Genomic DNA, 15167 nt, shown 5'->3' with positions numbered 1-15167 from the left:
CGGCACGCTGAACCGTCCTCTCGTCGAACAGGAGCCTGACCATGCTGCCCATTGCCGCCAACGCCGTACCGGCACAGCCACCCGTCGCCGATGCTGTGGGCACCGGCCAGGTATCGCAGAACCTTTTCGAACACATGGCCCGCCAACCAGCCATCGCCCCCACCGGCACCAGCCCCGCACAGTTGGGGGCTGGCGTTCTGGACAACCTCGACGGTTTCTTCAATCGCACCCAGCGCTTCGCCGAGCGCGCCGCCGACCTCGGCGCCAGGCCAAGCGATAGGCCCGCCGGCGCTCCGACAGTCGGCCACTCGACCCCATCCCCTGGCCCTGCCGATCCGCAACTGCAGAAAGTCGTCGAGTCGCTGAGCCTGATGTTCGATCACTCCATCGAAACGCAGATGGTGGTGCGTGGCGCCACCCAGGTGTCCGGCGCTGCCAACACCTTGCTCAAGGGTCAATGATGAACCTTTCACCACCGACGACCCTGCACCGCGCGGCGCGCCGTCTGCTCGCCATCGTGCTGCTCGCCTGCCTGGTGCAGGGTTGCAAGACCCAGCTGTACACCAACCTCAGCGAGCGCGAGGCCAACACCATGGTCGCCGCCCTGTTGCACGAGGGCATCCCCGCCGAACGGGTGGTGCAGAAAGACGGACGCCTGACCGTCAACGTGGCGCAGGAGCGCTTTGCCCAGGCCATGGCGATCCTGGAGCAGGCCGGCCTGCCGGAGCAGACCTTCGCCAGCATGGGCGAGGTGTTCAAGAGCAACGGTCTGGTGTCGTCGCCGACTCAGGAGCGCGCCCAGTTGATCTACGCATTGAGCGAAGAACTGGCACACACCGTATCGCAGGTCGACGGCGTGGTCTCGGCCCGGGTCCATGTGGTGCTGCCGGACAACGACCTGCTCAAGCGCAACATCACCCCCTCGTCCGCCTCGGTGTTCGTTCGCTACGAAGCCGGGCTGGACATCAACGCACTGATCCCGCAGATCAAGACCCTGGTCGCCAACGGTATTGCCGGATTGGGCTACGACGGTGTTTCGGTCATTCCCGTCCAGGCCGCGGCCCGTGAACAGGCCCGCCAGGCTCCCGCGTTCTCATCGGTCATGGGCATCTGGGTGCTGGACGCCAGCCAGACCCAAGCCAAAGTCCTGTTCGGCGTGATGCTGCTGAGCATCGTGGCCCTCGCGGGCGCACTGGGCTATGTGCTGTGGCAGGCCCGTCAGCCCCGCAGCTATGCCCTGGTGGATGCCACATGAGCGCGGAGCAACGCACCCTCGCCGCAGCCGAGCATGAGCAGCGCTGGCAAGCCTTCACCGCCCAACCCCTGCAGAGCGTGCACCGAGCGCGCCTGCAGGCCTGCTTCGACAACCTCGACCTGCCCGCCGCCACCCTGGATGCCATGCTCGCCCAGCCGCGCCTGCAGGAGCGGCTGACCCGCATGCTGGAACAACGTTTTGCCCTGCAACCCCTTGAAGCCTTGCAACCGCCACAGTGTGAGGATGTGCCCATAGCCACCTTGGACATCGCGCAATCGAAGCGATTGGCGCGGCGCTGTGGGGTGGTGTTCTGGGCCGAAGCGCTGGTTCGGGAAATTCGCGCGCCGGCGGTCCGCGCCCTGCGCGAGCGGTTTGGCGACGCGCTGCTTGAGCTGGCCCTGGCCGAACAGGCCCTGGCCTGCCCACTGGCACCCGGCGAACTGCCGGCGTCGCTCGATGAACTCGACACCGCGGTCGAGCGTGACGGCCAGGCCTGCGTCAACGCCTGGCTGGCCGAACAGCCTCGCGCCCTGGCCGCCTGGTACCGATTGAAGATCGACGATCCGGCTGCTGCCGCCCCCATCACTGCACGCATCGAACAGTACGGGCCCGCCATCGTGCGCCGGGTGGTACGAAGCGATTCGCCGATCCAGGGGGCGCCGGATGAGTGAAGCGAGCCCGTTGCCGACCCCTGCCAAGCGCATCGTGCGAGCCCATGAGGCTGCACAGTGGATCGACGGCCAACAGTTCCTGGAAGACGCCCGAGAGCAGGCTCGCCAGATGCTCGAACAAGCCGACCGGCAGGCGCAGGATGCACGTGCGGCCGGGTACGCCGAAGGGCTGGCCGAGGGGCAGGCAGCGGCGGGTCGACGGTTGGTCGAAACCGGCACTGCGCTCGACCGCTATCTGGCCACGGTGCCGGTGCAACTGGCCGAGCTGAGCCTGACACTGGTCCGCCAGGTGCTGGACGACTTCGATGCAGCGCCCTTGATCGCCCACCTCTGCCAGCGCGCCCTGCGCGACTTCCGCGACCAGCAGCACTTGATCTTGCGCGTCCCGACGGCTCAATTGGAGCCGGTTACCACATTGCTGCAGGCGCTGCTGGGCGTTGTCGAAGTCCACGGCGACGCCAGCCTGGGCCCGCGCCAGGCCACGCTGTCGAGCCCGGCAGCGCTGGTCGATCTCGACATCGACGAGCAGCTGCAAGGACTGCGCGCGGCGCTCGGCCTGCCGGAGACGCCTGCCAACCTGGAAGCGGCGCCGTGAACGCGGTGTTCGACGAGCTGCTGCCCGACCTGCTCGCACGGGCGAGGAGCGCCATACCGCGACCGATGCGCGGCAAGGTCCGCCGGATTCGCGGAATCATGGTCTACGCCAGCTTGCCCATGGCTCGCATTGGCGAGCTGTGCTACTTGCGCGACCCTCTGGACCAGCGTCGGATCGCCGCCCAGGTGATCGGCTTCGAGGGCGATGAAGCCTTGCTTACGCCAATCGGCGACCTGCAAGGCATGTCGACGCGCTGCGAGGTCATTCCGACCGGCGCGCCCCTGACCGTGAGCGTGGGCGATCATCTGCTCGGCCGGGTCATTGACCCCCTGGGCCACTTTCTCGACGGCCCGGCGCCGGCGTCCGGCCCTACGCGCCACTACCCGGTGCACGGCGAGCCTCCGGCCGCTTTCTCGCGCAGCCTGATCGAGCACCCGCTGACGCTGGGCATCCGCGCGATCGACGGGCTACTGACCATTGCCCGCGGACAGCGAGTGGGTATCTTCGGCGAGCCTGGCGTGGGCAAATCTTCCCTGCTGACCAGCATCGTGCGCGGCACCGCCGCCGACGTCATCGTGCTGGGGCTGATTGGCGAGCGTGGCCGCGAGGTCCGTGAACTGCTCGACGTCCAGCTTGGTGCGCAGGCCCGTGCCCGCACGGTAGCGGTGGTCGCCACCTCGGACCGTCCGGCGATGGAGCGGGTCCAGGCTGCCCACGTGGCCACCAGCATCGCCGAATACTTCCGCGATCAAGGCCTGCACGTCCTACTGTTGATGGACAGCGTCACCCGCTTCGCCCGGGCCCAGCGCGAGGTCGGCCTGGCTGCGGGCGAGCCGCCGACCCGGCGCGGGTTTCCGCCATCGTTCTTCGCCGCGCTGCCGCGCCTGCTGGAACGTGCAGGGCCGGCCGCGCGCGGCAGCATCACCGGTCTGTATACGGTGCTGACCGAGGGCGACGGCAGCCAGGACCCGGTCGCCGAAGAAGTCACCTCGATTCTCGATGGCCACATCGTGCTGAGCGCCGCCCTGGCGCAAAAGAATCATTTCCCGGCCATCGACGTATTGCGCAGCCGCAGCCGCTTGATGGACAACGTAGTGCGGCCGCTGCAACGCCAGGGCGCAGCGCAGATCCGACAGTCCATGGCGCTGTACGCCGATGTCCAGCTGTTGCTGCAAGTGGGCGAGTACAGTGCCGGCAGCGACCCGCAGACCGACGCTGCAATCGCTCGGCAAGGGTCGATCGAAGGGTTCCTGCGCCAGGACGCGAACAGCTGCAGCGACTATGAACACACAGTGCGCGCCCTGCTCGAGTTGCTCCAATGACCGCTGCCGAGCGCTTGCAGGCACTGGTGCGATTGCGCGAGCTGCGCGAACGCAAAGCCCGCATGGCGCTCGCCCATCAGGTGCGCAGCCGCGACGAGCTGGAGCAGCGCCTGGACGCCCTGACTCAGGCACACCGCCGACACAGCGAGGACCTGGCCCATCGTGACGCGCGAAATGGCGCAGCGCTGCTGGGTGAAATCGTCGATCATTGGCAGGTCCAGCATTACCAGGAGCAGGCCGGCGAACGCGTCCGGCTGGATGAGCAGTTCACACGGCAGTTGCAAGCGCTCGCCAATGAACGGACCCAAGTGCTTGCTCGACTGGACACCCTGCGCCGACACCATCAACAGCACCAGGCCCGGAGCGAGGCCATGGCGCAGGTGTTGGGACGAGCGCTGCGCCAGGTCCAGCTACGAGCGCAGTGGCACGCCGAATGGGAAGCCGAAGACCGGCCGAGCGGCTCGCGCCATGGGTGAGGTCCGCCCGATCCGCGTTGCAAAAACGTCGCCACCGCCCGTGCTGCCGATCCGGCCGGCGCGGTTCCCGTCGGTCGATGTCCACGCGGTCGAGCCGATCAATCAGTGGTTGCGCCCACGCACCGCCCTCGACTTTTCCTGGGGCGGCCAGGCCTGCCAGGTCAAGGTGCAAGCCTGGCCCGAGGCGCTCGGCGACAGCGTGGACGTCACCTTCAAGCTCGGGCAAGACACGGGCACCTTGCACCTGCCCATGGCCTGGCTGGCCGAGGCGCTTGGCGCCCCAACGAGCACCAGCCTGCAAGGGGCCAACCCCGAGCAGCGCTGCCTGCTGCTCGAGTACCTGTTGCTCGATCTCGTCGAAGCCCTGGAGCAGGCGACCGCACAGCCCTTGCAGTGCATCCCCGAGCCGCCGGCGCAGCATCCGCTTCCGGTGCGCCTGGGGTTGAGCGTGGGCAGCGAATCCTGGCAGGCAACGCTGGGCCTGGCACTCGACCTGGGCGCTGCCGAACGTCTGCTGACCCTCCTGAACACACAGGCTCCATGCGTGCCTGATCGCCTCGACGGGCTAGCGTTGCCAGTGTCGGTCGCCTGCGGCTGGCAGCAGCTGTCCATGGCCGAGCTGCACAGCCTGAAGCACGGCGATGTGGTCATGCTCGATCGGCCCACGCACGGCGTGCTGGTGCGCATCGCCGACCGCCTGCACGCCTTCGCCACGCTCATTCCCGGCGGCCTGCGCCTGGACGATCCACCGTACCTGTCCCCTACCTCTTCCTTGCCTGGAGCATTGAGCATGGCGCAATCCCCCGACAACCCCGTGGCGCACCTGCCGGTCACGCTGATCTGCGAGGTTGGACACCTGGAGCTGACCGTGCAGGCGCTGGGTGAGCTGGTCTCGGGCAGCATCCTGCCCCTGCCTGATCGAGAGGGTCAGCAGGTCATGCTGCACGCCAATGGCAAAGCCTTCGGCCACGGCGAACTGGTCACCCTGGGCGAAGGCCTGGGCGTGCGCCTGACGAGCCGTGTCGCCCATGAATGAGCTACAACCCAACCTGATCGAAATAATCATCGTGGTTTCCACCATCGGCCTGGTGCCGTTGGTGGTCGTCACCATGACCGGATTCCTGAAGATTTCCGTGGTGCTGTTTCTCATCCGCAACGCACTGGGCGTGCAGCAGACCCCGCCCAATCTGGTGCTGTACGGCATCGCGTTGATCCTGACCGTTTACATCACCACGCCGCTGGTGGGGGAAATGCTTCACCGGCTCGAAGCACAGCCCATCAGCCTGCAAAGCGTGGACGGCCTGCGCGAAGCGGGCGACGTGCTGCGCGCGCCGTTGCAGGCGCATTTGTCACGCTACGCCAATCCCGATGAAAGGGCGTTCTTCCTGCAGGCGACCGAAAGCATCTGGTCGCCGGAAGCCCGCGCCGACCTGCGCGACGACGATCTGGTGGTCTTGATCCCGGCGTTCGTCAGCTCCGAGCTGACTCGTGCCTTCGAGATCGGCTTTCTGCTGTACATCCCGTTCCTGGTGATCGACCTGATCGTCTCCAACATCCTCATGGCGATGGGCATGATGATGGTCTCACCGACACTGATCTCGATTCCCTTGAAGATCTTCCTGTTCGTGGCCGTGAGCGGTTGGTCGCGCCTGATGCACGGATTGATCATGAGCTACGGCACATGAACGCCGTTCTCCCATTGCTCGCGAGGTAGCCCTGATGGGCCAGGACATCTTCCTGAGCGTAATGAAAGACGCGCTGATGACCGTACTGTTGCTGTCGGCCCCAGCCCTGTTGGTTGCCATCGTGGTGGGCTTCGGCGTCGGTCTGGTCCAGGCGCTGACGCAGATCCAGGACCAGACACTGCCCCAGGCCATCAAACTGGTCGCCGTCATGCTGGTGTTGCTGGTACTCGGTCCGCTGCTGGCCAGTCAGGTGGTCAACCTGGCCGGACAGATGCTCGACAACTTTCCCGCATGGACACGGTGACGGTGGCCCATGCTCGGTGAGCATCTGGCAGGTTTCCTCGACCTGGCCTACCCCCTGCTCAGCGCCTTCGGCATGGCCGTGGCACGCGCCCTGGGGATGATCATCATCACCCCGGCGTTCAACCGGCTGGGGCTCACCGGCATGATCCGCAGCGCCGTCGCGGTGGTCGTGTCGATTCCAATCGCGCCGGACATCTTCGTGGCCCTGGCCGGCGAGCAGTCTCCCTCGACCCTGATGTTGATGGCGCTGCTGATCAAGGAAATGGTGATTGGCGTGGTCATCGGACTGATTTTCGGCATCCCCTTCTGGGCCGCCGAGGTCGCCGGGGAGCTGATCGACCTGCAACGGGGCTCGACCATGGCGCAGTTGCTCGACCCCTTGAGCTCGGGCGAATCGAGCGTCACCTCGACGCTGCTGAGCATCACCTTGATCACCCTGTTCTTCATGTCCGGAGGGTTCACCCTGATGCTCGACGGGCTGTACCGCAGCTACCAGCTGTGGCCAGTGCTGGCTGCAGCACCCACCTTGGGCGCAGGTACCGTGATGGAAATCGTGGGGGTGTTGGACAAGGTGATGCAGACCGGCGTGCTGATGATCGCTCCGATCGTGATCGCCATCCTCACCGCCGACCTGCTGCTGGCCTACCTGGCACGCATGGCACCGCAGCTGCACGTGTTCGACCTGTCGCTGTCGGTGAAAAACCTGCTGTTCTCGTTCCTGATGGTCGTGTACGTCAGCTTCATGATCCCCTACATGCTCAACCAGCTGGGGGCGATGCGCGGCGCGTTCGACGTGGTCAAGGCCACGGTGCAGGCCGGTGCGACGTGAGCGATCAGCCCAGCGAAGAGAAGTCGCTGCCCGCGTCGCAGAAGAAGTTGCGCGATGCCCGCCGCAAAGGTCAGTTGCCCAAGAGCCAGGACATGGTCACGGCCATGGTCATCCTGACCTGCAGCCTGTACCTGATCAGCGTCGTCGACGAGCTGCAACAGCGCTGCATGGCATTCGTCGATCTGGTAGCCCAGGTCTGGAGCCAACCCTTTGCAAGCCTCTGGCCCAGGGTGCAGAGCACGGCTGTAGACTTGCTGCTGAGCGTCACCCTGCCGCTGCTGGCCGTGACGGTGGTCACCGTGGTGCTGAGCAATCTGGTGACCATGGGTGGGCCGGTGTTCAGTGCCGATCCGATCAAACCCGAGTTCGAACGCATCAGCCCGGTGGCGGGGTTCAAGCGAATCTTCTCGGTGCGCAGCCTCATCGAGTTGCTCAAGGGGCTGTTCAAGCTCGGCGCGCTGGCTACGGCGTTCGTGCTGGTCTACCGCACCGGGATGCAGAGCCTGATGCAATCTTCGGGCTGTGGCGCCGAGTGCGTGCGGGCTTCATTCCTGCAGGTGTTCCGGCCGCTGCTGGTCACGCTGATCATCGCCTTCCTGCTGGTGGGCGCTCTGGACGTGCTGATGCAACGCTGGCTGTTCGGGCGGGAAATGCGCATGACCAAGAGCGATCGCAAGCGCGAGACCAAGGACACCGACGGTGATCCCTTGATCCGCCAGGCGCGTCAACGCCAGCGCAAGCAGATGCACGCACTGGCCACCAAGCGGGGGCTGCACAACGCCACGCTGGTGATCGGCGAGGCTGGCCAGTGGGCGGTTGGCCTGCGCTACGTGCGTGGCGAAACGCCGGTGCCAGTGATCGTCAGTCGCGCCAGCGAGGACGAATCGGCGGCGATGCTCGAGCAGGCCCGGGTTCTGGGCATCGCCCATGCCGTGAATGGGCCGCTGGCGCGCCGCATTGCCGTGCGCGCGGCCGGCGACGCCGTGCCCGACGCGACGTTCCAGGAAGTGGCCGACATTCTGGTTGGCGCGCGCCTGATCTGATCGGTGACCCAAAAGTTAAACACTCGGGCTGTACGGTAGGCATTCGGCGCTTGTCCCGCGCGCTCGCCATTCGCACCCTCCCAAAAGGAAGCAAGCCGATGACCGATACCCTTCAGCCTGCCACGTCGACCGATCCGGTCGTCCCGCAAACCAATCCCGAGCTGACTTTCGACGCCCTGATCGCGATCGCCAAGAGCATCGCAAAACAGGCCCAGCCCCTGCCTATCGAGAACCCCGACACGCGGGAAATGATCGAGCTGCAGGAAAAGCTTCACGACGCCAGCGTGTTGCGCAGCGAGGACGCGCCGAGCCTCGACCAGGTCCGCACGATCGAGCGAGACCCCAGCAACCCCGATGTGCTGATGGTCTACAAGCAGGACGACAGCGTGGTGGTGGTGACCCGCGAGTTGACCCCGGAAGCCTTCGATACCCTGGACGACATGGCCAAGACCCTGGACGGCATCAAGAGCAGCGAGCAAGACGGCTACGAACGCGTCGACGACAACCCCTTCACCGACGCGGATATCGACGGCGCCACCATTGGCGTCAAGGACGAGGTCGGTCCAGGTTTGGTCCGCGCCGAGGTGTTCGATGCCGACGGTGGCAGCCGCAAGGTCATCGTGTCCAAGGAGACCAATGCGCAGTTGTACGAGCGTTTCGTGGCTGTGGACGAGGGCCGACGCAACGACGACGGCAAGATCGACGATGCGCGCAAGGAAGCCGACCTGCCCAGCATGACCGAGCTGGACGCCGGCAACCTGGAAACCGGCACGGTCGACCCCAATGACGCCAATCGCAAACTCACGGTCAGCGAACTGACCTGGCAGAACCTGATAGCCGAATGGAAGACCGGCGTCGACAACGGCAGCATCGCCAAGGACGACGACCGCGCCAAGCTCTACAACGCCCTGCGCGCCCAGGCGGCCAGCGACGGTGGCCTGGACATGGTGGTGCTGGACATGTCCATGGGCCAGAACACGGCCAATGTCAGTGGCGATGACCTGTCCTCGATCATCGATCGGGTCAAGGTCGACGAGCGGACCGCCGAACTGTTCGGTGCCGAGAGTGTTCAGAAAGACTTCCAGGCGCAGCAGGCCAAGGCCATCGATGCCTTGCCGGACAAGACCGCGGTGCGCGAGAAACTCGAGGAGATGGCCTTCTCCGAGGATTACTCGCGCTACATCGCCGAACTCAAGAAGGACGGCAAGGATGGCCTGGCCGAGGCCGACATCGGCAAGACCTACGCCGCCCTCGCCGCTTTCGATCCGGAAAAGGCCGCGCAGTTTTCCCAGCACATGATGATCGATGCGACCACCATGGACCTGGACAAACTGCTGGCCGATCCCTCCGGCATCAATGACCAGAACACGGTGCTAGCCACCCAGGACACGATCAAGACATTGTTGGCGGCCTTGAAGAAAGGCGGCGTCGACATCCCCCGGCGGACCGTGGAAACCGAGCGCTTCGTTCAGGAGTTTCTTGGCAACAAGCAGACTGCCAAAACCTTCGCCAGTGCCTTGAAGGAGCTGGGTGCCACCTTCAGCCAAAACGGTACGGTGAGCCAGGCCGACATTGAAAAGGTCATGGGCAAGGACGTCTACAAGACCCTGGGTGAAGGCGCACATGGCAGCATGCTGCGCACCCTCAGCGAGCTCAACGGCAACGGCGTGCTGGGTTCGGCCGGCGGCCTGATCTCGCTGGCGTCGGGTATCTACCAGTTGGTCGGCAAGGGCGGCAGCCTGGCCGACACGCCGGAAGAGCGCCTGGCCATCGCCAAGGACATGGTCAGCGTGCTCGGTGCCGGCCAGCATTTCGTCAACCTGGGCTCCAACATCGTCGACAGCGTGCGCGGCACCCAGGTCAACCAGATGCTCGGCCTGGACAAGTCGCTGCCGCAGATCTTCGGCAACGACAAGCCCCAGGGCGGTGGTCGCCCGTTCAGTATCATGGAAGGCGACCTGAAGAAGTTGCTCGAAGACTTCAACGCGGCTATCGACGCTGCACCGATAGACGACAAGAAGAAGCTGGCCGAAAAGCTCGACCTGTCCGAAGACAACATGAAGACCTTGACCGAGGGCTTTCGCGACGGCTTCGCCAAGAACCCCGGCCTCAATGGCAGCACGCCGAGCACCCGCGCGGTCTCGGCATTTCTGCGGATCATGGACGCAGGCGCCAACACCTTCGCCGGTGTGGCAGACCTGGTGCTGGGCGGCTTGAAGATCAAGTCCGGGCTCAACAGCAACGACCAGACGGTGGTGGCCCAGGGCGCGATCACCGTGGCTGCGGGGGCCTTCAACCTGGCCGGTGGCGGTGCGCAGATAGCGGCGCTGGTCGGCTCCAACGTCGCCCGCGCGCTGACCGGTCCACTGCTGTGGGCGGGCGCGGCCCTGACCCTGGCACTGACGCCGTTCCTGATCGTCGAGGACATCAAGCACAACAACCGCATGGACGCCCATCGCGACGACCTGCAGGATCTGTTCGCCGAGCTGTCCGAACAGGGCCTGTTGACCGAAGACGGCGACAAGCGCTTCGAATTCCTCGATGCCTACATGTACAACTATGGCCAACGCGACGCGCCCGACGACCAAAGCATCTTCGAGTATCGCGACGGCGAGTATGAGTTCTACGCTGAGGAAGGCCATCTGCCCGAAGCCGGCTTCGACGACGTCAAGCATGATGACTACAAAGGCGACGGCGAAAACCTGGACACCAGCCTGGAACGCGTTGGCTGACCACAGCGGGCCCTGCGCGACCACGCTGCGCTCCTACGGAATGTGCGGTATCCGTAGGAGCCTCACATCAGCAAGGCGCCAGTCGACCGTCGAGCCCCGGCGGCAACGGATGAAGGTCCTGATTACGCCCCGCCTTCGCCACCTGCCCCGGCATCTCATGCCCCAACAGTGCCGGCAAGGTGCGGGACAGCTCGAGCAGACGAGGCAGATCGATACCGGTGGGAATGCCCATTTCCTCGCACAGGTTCACCAGGTCCTCGGTGCAGATGTTGCCCGAGGTGCCCGGCGCGAACGGGCATCCGCCCAAGCCACCCAGCGATGCATCGAACCTTCGAGCACCCGCTTCATAGGCCGCCAGCACATTGCTCAGCCCCAGCCCACGGGTGTTGTGAAAATGCAGCGTCAGCGCGTCGGCGGGCAGCTGCTCCAATACTTGTCGCACCAGCCCATACACCTGGCGCGGATTAGCCATGCCGGTGGTGTCGGCCAGGGTCACCCCTTGCAGGCCCAGGCGCTGGTAGGCCTCGACCAGGCCCAGGACAACCTTTTCATCGATACGCCCTTCGAACGGGCAGCCAAAGGTGGTGGCGACGGTTCCGTTAAGGCTGACCGACATGCCGCGAGCCAGCTCGACCACCTCGGCAAAGCCTGCCAGCGACTGCTCCCGACTCATGCGCATGTTGGCGAGGTTATGGCTCTGGCTGGCTGACAGCACCAGGTTGAGCTCGTCAGCCCTTGCCGCCAGCGCCCGCTGGGCGCCCTTCACATTGGGGATCAGCGCGACATAGACCACACCAGGGCAACGCGTGATACCTCGGAACACCTCTTCGCCATCACGCAGTGCCGGAATGGCCTTGGGCGAAACGAAGGAGCCCGCTTCGATACGGCTAAAGCCGGCGAGCGAGAGCTGGTCGATGAGCTTGATCTTGTCTTCGGTGGCGACCCACATCGGTTCGATCTGCAAGCCGTCGCGCGGCGCCACTTCCTGGACGATGAGACGGTGCGAGTAGTCGCTGATCATTGCACGATCCCCTTATCTTTCAGGCGCTGGATAGCGCTCTCGCTCAAACCCAGCTCGGTCAGCACGTCCCGGGTGTGTTGCCCCAGGCTCGGCCCCTGCCAATTGACCACACCCGGGGTGGCGGAAAGTTTGGGCACGATGCCCGGCATTTTCGTTTCCACCCCACCGGGCAGCTGCGCGTCGAGAATCATGCCGCGAGCCTGATAGTGCGGATCGGCGACGATGTCGGCGACCGAGTAGATGCGCCCGGCAGGCACCTCGGCGTTTTCCAATGCCTGCAAGACGTCCTCGATCGAACGCTGGGCACTCCAGGTGCTGATAGCGCCATCGAGCAGGTCGCTTTGCGCGGCACGCCCGTCGTTGTGGGCAAACGCGGGGTCATCGCCCAGATCGGCTCGACCGATGGCGTTCATCAGGCGCTTGAAAATGGGATCGCTGTTGCCCGCAATCACTACATAACCGCCATCGGCCGTGGGGTAGGTATTGGACGGGGCAATGCCGGGCAATGCGCCGCCACTGCGCTCGCGCACGTGGCCCAGCATGGCGTACTCGGGCACCAGGCTTTCCATCACATTGAAGACGCTTTCGGCCAGGGAAACATCGACCACCTGCCCGTCCCCCTGACCGGTCTTGACCCGCAGCAGCGACATCAGCGCGCCCATCACCGCATGCATGGACGCCAGCGAATCGCCCAGGCTCACCCCCACCCGCGCCGGTGGCGAATCCGGGTGGCCAGTGGTGTAGCGGATACCGCCCATGGCCTCGCCGATCGCACCAAAACCGGGCCGATCGCGATACGGGCCGGACTGGCCATAGCCGGAGATACGCACCAGGGTCAGCTTAGGATTGAGCGCGTGCAGCACATCCCAGCCCAGCCCAAGCTTTTCCAAGGCGCCAGGGCGCAGGTTCTCGATCAGCACGTCGGCGCTTTCGGCCAGTTGCTTGACGATCTCGATGCCTTCGGTCGACTTAAGGTTCAAGGCCAGAGACTTCTTGTTGCGCGATTGCAGGTACCACCACAACGAGGTGCCTTCGTGGAGTTTGCGCCATTTGCGAAGGGGATCGCCCTGCCCCAGGCTTTCGATCTTGATGACCTCGGCACCGAACTCGCCCAGCATGCGCGCGGCAAAGGGGGCGGCGATCAGGGTTCCGATTTCGATGACGCGGATTCCGCTCAGAGCAGTCATGGGGCAGCCTCGATATGCCTTGGAATTTGCACCAAGACTAGAGGCATACCCGCGGCAATTACCAGCCGCGGGTCACCGGTCGGTGTACATCCAGTGCCACTCAGCCCTGGTTCACGCCCTCTGTCAGCAATTGATCCTCGCCGAGGAACCCACCGCTCTGGTGCTGCCACAGCCGCGCGTAGATACCATTTTTAGCCAGCAACTGGGCGTGGGTGCCCTGCTCCAGAATGCGCCCCTGGTCCATGACGATGAGCCGGTCCATGGCAGCGATGGTCGACAGGCGGTGGGCGATGGCGATCACGGTCTTGCCTTGCATCATGTGATCCAGGCTTTCCTGAATGGCCACCTCGACTTCCGAATCCAGCGCGCTGGTGGCTTCGTCGAGCAGCAGGATCGGCGCATTCTTGAGCATCACCCGCGCGATCGCCACGCGCTGACGCTGGCCGCCGGACAGCTTGATACCGCGCTCGCCCACCAGGGTGTCGTAGCCACTGTGGCCCTGGCGGTCGCTGAGTTGGTCGATGAACTCATGGGCCTGGGCGCTGGCCGCAGCGGCGCGTACCTGCTCGTCGGTGGCATCGGGGCGGCCATAGGCGATGTTGTCGCGGATGGAACGGTGCAGCAGCGAGGTGTCCTGGGTCACCATGCCGATAGCGCTGCGCAGGCTGTCCTGGGTCACGTGGGCGATGTTCTGCCCGTCGATGCGGATCTCGCCGCTATCCACATCGTAGAAGCGCAGCAGCAGGTTGATCAGCGTCGACTTGCCGGCCCCCGAACGCCCCACCAGGCCAATCTTCTCGCCCGCACGGATGTCCAGGCTCAGACCATCGAGCACCTGGCGTTCGCCGTTATAGTTGAAACTGACGTTGTCGAACGTCACCGCGCCGCCGGAAGTGGTCAATGCACCGGCGTCGGGGGCGTCCTGCACCTTCGCCCCGCGGGTCAGGGTGCCCATGCCGTCCTCAAGGGTGCCGATGTTTTCGAACAGCGAGGTCATCTGCCACATGATCCAGTGCGACATGCCGTTGATGCGCAGCGCCATGGCCGTGATCGCCGCCACGGCGCCGGTGCCGATCTCGCCCAAGTGCCACAGCCACAAGGCATAGCCACCGGCTGCCATGAGCAGGCCCACCACCAGCGCCTGGTTGACGATCTCGAACTGGCTGACCAGACGCATCTGGCGAAAGCCGGTGTTCTTGAAGTCTTCCATGGCCGCGCGGGCAAAGTGCGCCTCGCGGTTGGAATGGGAGAACAGCTTGACCGTGGCGATGTTGGTGTAGGCATCGGAAATGCGCCCGGTCATCGACGAGCGCGCGTGGGCCTGCTCCTGCCCGACCTGGCCCAGGCGCGGCACGAAATACCACATCGCCAGCCCGAACAGAATGAGCCAGCCCACGAACGGCAGCATCAGCTTGGCCGCGAAGCCGCCGGCCAGGGCGATGATGGCGATGAAATACACGCCGATCCCCGGCAGGATCTCGATCAGGGTGAACAGCACGTCGCGCACGGCCAGGGCGGTCTGCATGACCTTGGTGGTGACCCGGCCGGAAAACTCGTCGGAGAAGAACGACAGGCTTTGCCGCAGCATCAGCCGATGGAAATCCCAACGCAGCCTGAGCGGCAGGTTGATCGCCAGAATCTGGTGCTGGACCATGGTGCGCAAGGCGACCAGTGCAATGCTGCCGACCATGACCAGGCCCATGCCCCACAACACGCGGCTTTCCTGGGCGGCGGCATCACCGCCCTGCTGCCAGGTGGTGAGCAGGTCGACGACCTGGCCGAGAAATGAAAACAGCCAGGCCTCATACACCGAAACGGCGGCGCTGAGCAGCGCGAACGCCAGGATATAGCCACGCGCACCCCGCGTGCAGGCCCACAGAAAACGCACAAGGCCGGCAGGCGGTGGGGGTACTTCGTCAGGTGGAAAAGGGTCGAGCCTTCGTTCGAATGCACGAAGCATGGGGGTCTCCATTGGAATCAAGTGGCGCAGATTCTGCCACTTAACGATGGCTTCGTGGGTCGCCATGTCCAGTTTTGTCGACAATGGC

The 15167-nt window shown here is 64.9% G+C and carries 15 protein-coding genes; 12 read left to right on the top strand and 3 right to left on the bottom strand.

What is annotated here, in order from left to right; all coding sequences use genetic code 11:
* Positions 1 to 41 precede the first annotated feature (41 nt).
* The 12 genes from LT40_RS07790 (at position 42) to LT40_RS07735 (ending at position 10911) form a co-directional block, all read left to right on the top strand.
* On the top strand, positions 42 to 461 hold the full coding sequence (locus LT40_RS07790) for a hypothetical protein (RefSeq protein ID WP_052393315.1): 420 nt from the start codon (positions 42 to 44) through the stop codon (positions 459 to 461).
* A complete protein-coding gene (gene sctJ / locus LT40_RS07785; RefSeq protein ID WP_052393511.1) occupies positions 461 to 1255 on the top strand; it encodes a type III secretion system inner membrane ring lipoprotein SctJ in 795 nt (264 codons plus the stop codon). Before LT40_RS07790 ends, sctJ begins: the two co-directional genes overlap by 1 nt.
* On the top strand, positions 1252 to 1926 hold the full coding sequence (locus tag LT40_RS07780; RefSeq protein WP_052393312.1) for a hypothetical protein: 675 nt from the start codon (positions 1252 to 1254) through the stop codon (positions 1924 to 1926). Before sctJ ends, LT40_RS07780 begins: the two co-directional genes overlap by 4 nt.
* Positions 1919 to 2521: a hypothetical protein gene (locus LT40_RS07775; RefSeq protein ID WP_043188509.1), complete on the top strand. Its 603-nt coding sequence runs from the start codon at positions 1919 to 1921 to the stop codon at positions 2519 to 2521. The genes LT40_RS07780 and LT40_RS07775 overlap by 8 nt, the downstream gene beginning before the upstream one ends.
* A complete protein-coding gene (locus tag LT40_RS07770) occupies positions 2518 to 3843 on the top strand; it encodes a FliI/YscN family ATPase (protein WP_043188505.1) in 1326 nt (441 codons plus the stop codon). Before LT40_RS07775 ends, LT40_RS07770 begins: the two co-directional genes overlap by 4 nt.
* Positions 3840 to 4319, top strand: coding sequence for a hypothetical protein (locus LT40_RS21675; RefSeq protein ID WP_043188501.1), 480 nt, complete (start codon positions 3840 to 3842; stop codon positions 4317 to 4319). Before LT40_RS07770 ends, LT40_RS21675 begins: the two co-directional genes overlap by 4 nt.
* A complete protein-coding gene (locus tag LT40_RS07760; protein WP_052393309.1) occupies positions 4312 to 5355 on the top strand; it encodes a FliM/FliN family flagellar motor switch protein in 1044 nt (347 codons plus the stop codon). Before LT40_RS21675 ends, LT40_RS07760 begins: the two co-directional genes overlap by 8 nt.
* Entirely contained in the window at positions 5348 to 6004 is a 657-nt protein-coding gene (gene sctR, locus LT40_RS07755; RefSeq protein WP_043188497.1) for a type III secretion system export apparatus subunit SctR, read from the top strand. Before LT40_RS07760 ends, sctR begins: the two co-directional genes overlap by 8 nt.
* Positions 6005 to 6038: 34 nt before the next feature.
* The gene (gene sctS, locus LT40_RS07750) at positions 6039 to 6308 is read left to right on the top strand and encodes a type III secretion system export apparatus subunit SctS (RefSeq protein WP_043188495.1); all 270 of its coding nucleotides are present in this window, start codon (positions 6039 to 6041) and stop codon (positions 6306 to 6308) included.
* A gap of 9 nt (positions 6309 to 6317) precedes the next feature.
* A complete protein-coding gene (gene sctT, locus LT40_RS07745) occupies positions 6318 to 7136 on the top strand; it encodes a type III secretion system export apparatus subunit SctT (protein ID WP_043188492.1) in 819 nt (272 codons plus the stop codon).
* Positions 7133 to 8179: an EscU/YscU/HrcU family type III secretion system export apparatus switch protein gene (locus LT40_RS07740; protein WP_043188487.1), complete on the top strand. Its 1047-nt coding sequence runs from the start codon at positions 7133 to 7135 to the stop codon at positions 8177 to 8179. Before sctT ends, LT40_RS07740 begins: the two co-directional genes overlap by 4 nt.
* A 98-nt stretch (positions 8180 to 8277) precedes the next feature.
* Complete coding sequence (locus LT40_RS07735) at positions 8278 to 10911, top strand: hypothetical protein (protein ID WP_043188482.1); 2634 nt, start codon at positions 8278 to 8280, stop codon at positions 10909 to 10911.
* 67 nt (positions 10912 to 10978) lie between these two features.
* Here the strand turns inward: LT40_RS07735 and LT40_RS07730 are convergent, their stop codons facing one another.
* From LT40_RS07730 to LT40_RS07720, 3 genes are all read right to left on the bottom strand, one after another.
* Positions 10979 to 11932, bottom strand: coding sequence for a hydroxymethylglutaryl-CoA lyase (locus tag LT40_RS07730; RefSeq protein WP_043188479.1), 954 nt, complete (start codon positions 11930 to 11932; stop codon positions 10979 to 10981).
* Positions 11929 to 13119, bottom strand: coding sequence for a CaiB/BaiF CoA transferase family protein (locus tag LT40_RS07725; protein WP_043188477.1), 1191 nt, complete (start codon positions 13117 to 13119; stop codon positions 11929 to 11931). The genes LT40_RS07730 and LT40_RS07725 overlap by 4 nt, the downstream gene beginning before the upstream one ends.
* A 100-nt stretch (positions 13120 to 13219) precedes the next feature.
* Positions 13220 to 15079: an ABC transporter ATP-binding protein gene (locus LT40_RS07720; RefSeq protein WP_043188473.1), complete on the bottom strand. Its 1860-nt coding sequence runs from the start codon at positions 15077 to 15079 to the stop codon at positions 13220 to 13222.
* Positions 15080 to 15167: the final 88 nt, after the last annotated feature.

Source organism: Pseudomonas rhizosphaerae (assembly GCF_000761155.1).
GTDB classification, from domain to species: Bacteria; Pseudomonadota; Gammaproteobacteria; order Pseudomonadales; family Pseudomonadaceae; genus Aquipseudomonas; species Aquipseudomonas rhizosphaerae.
This window is presented reverse-complemented; position numbering and strand designations above follow the sequence as displayed.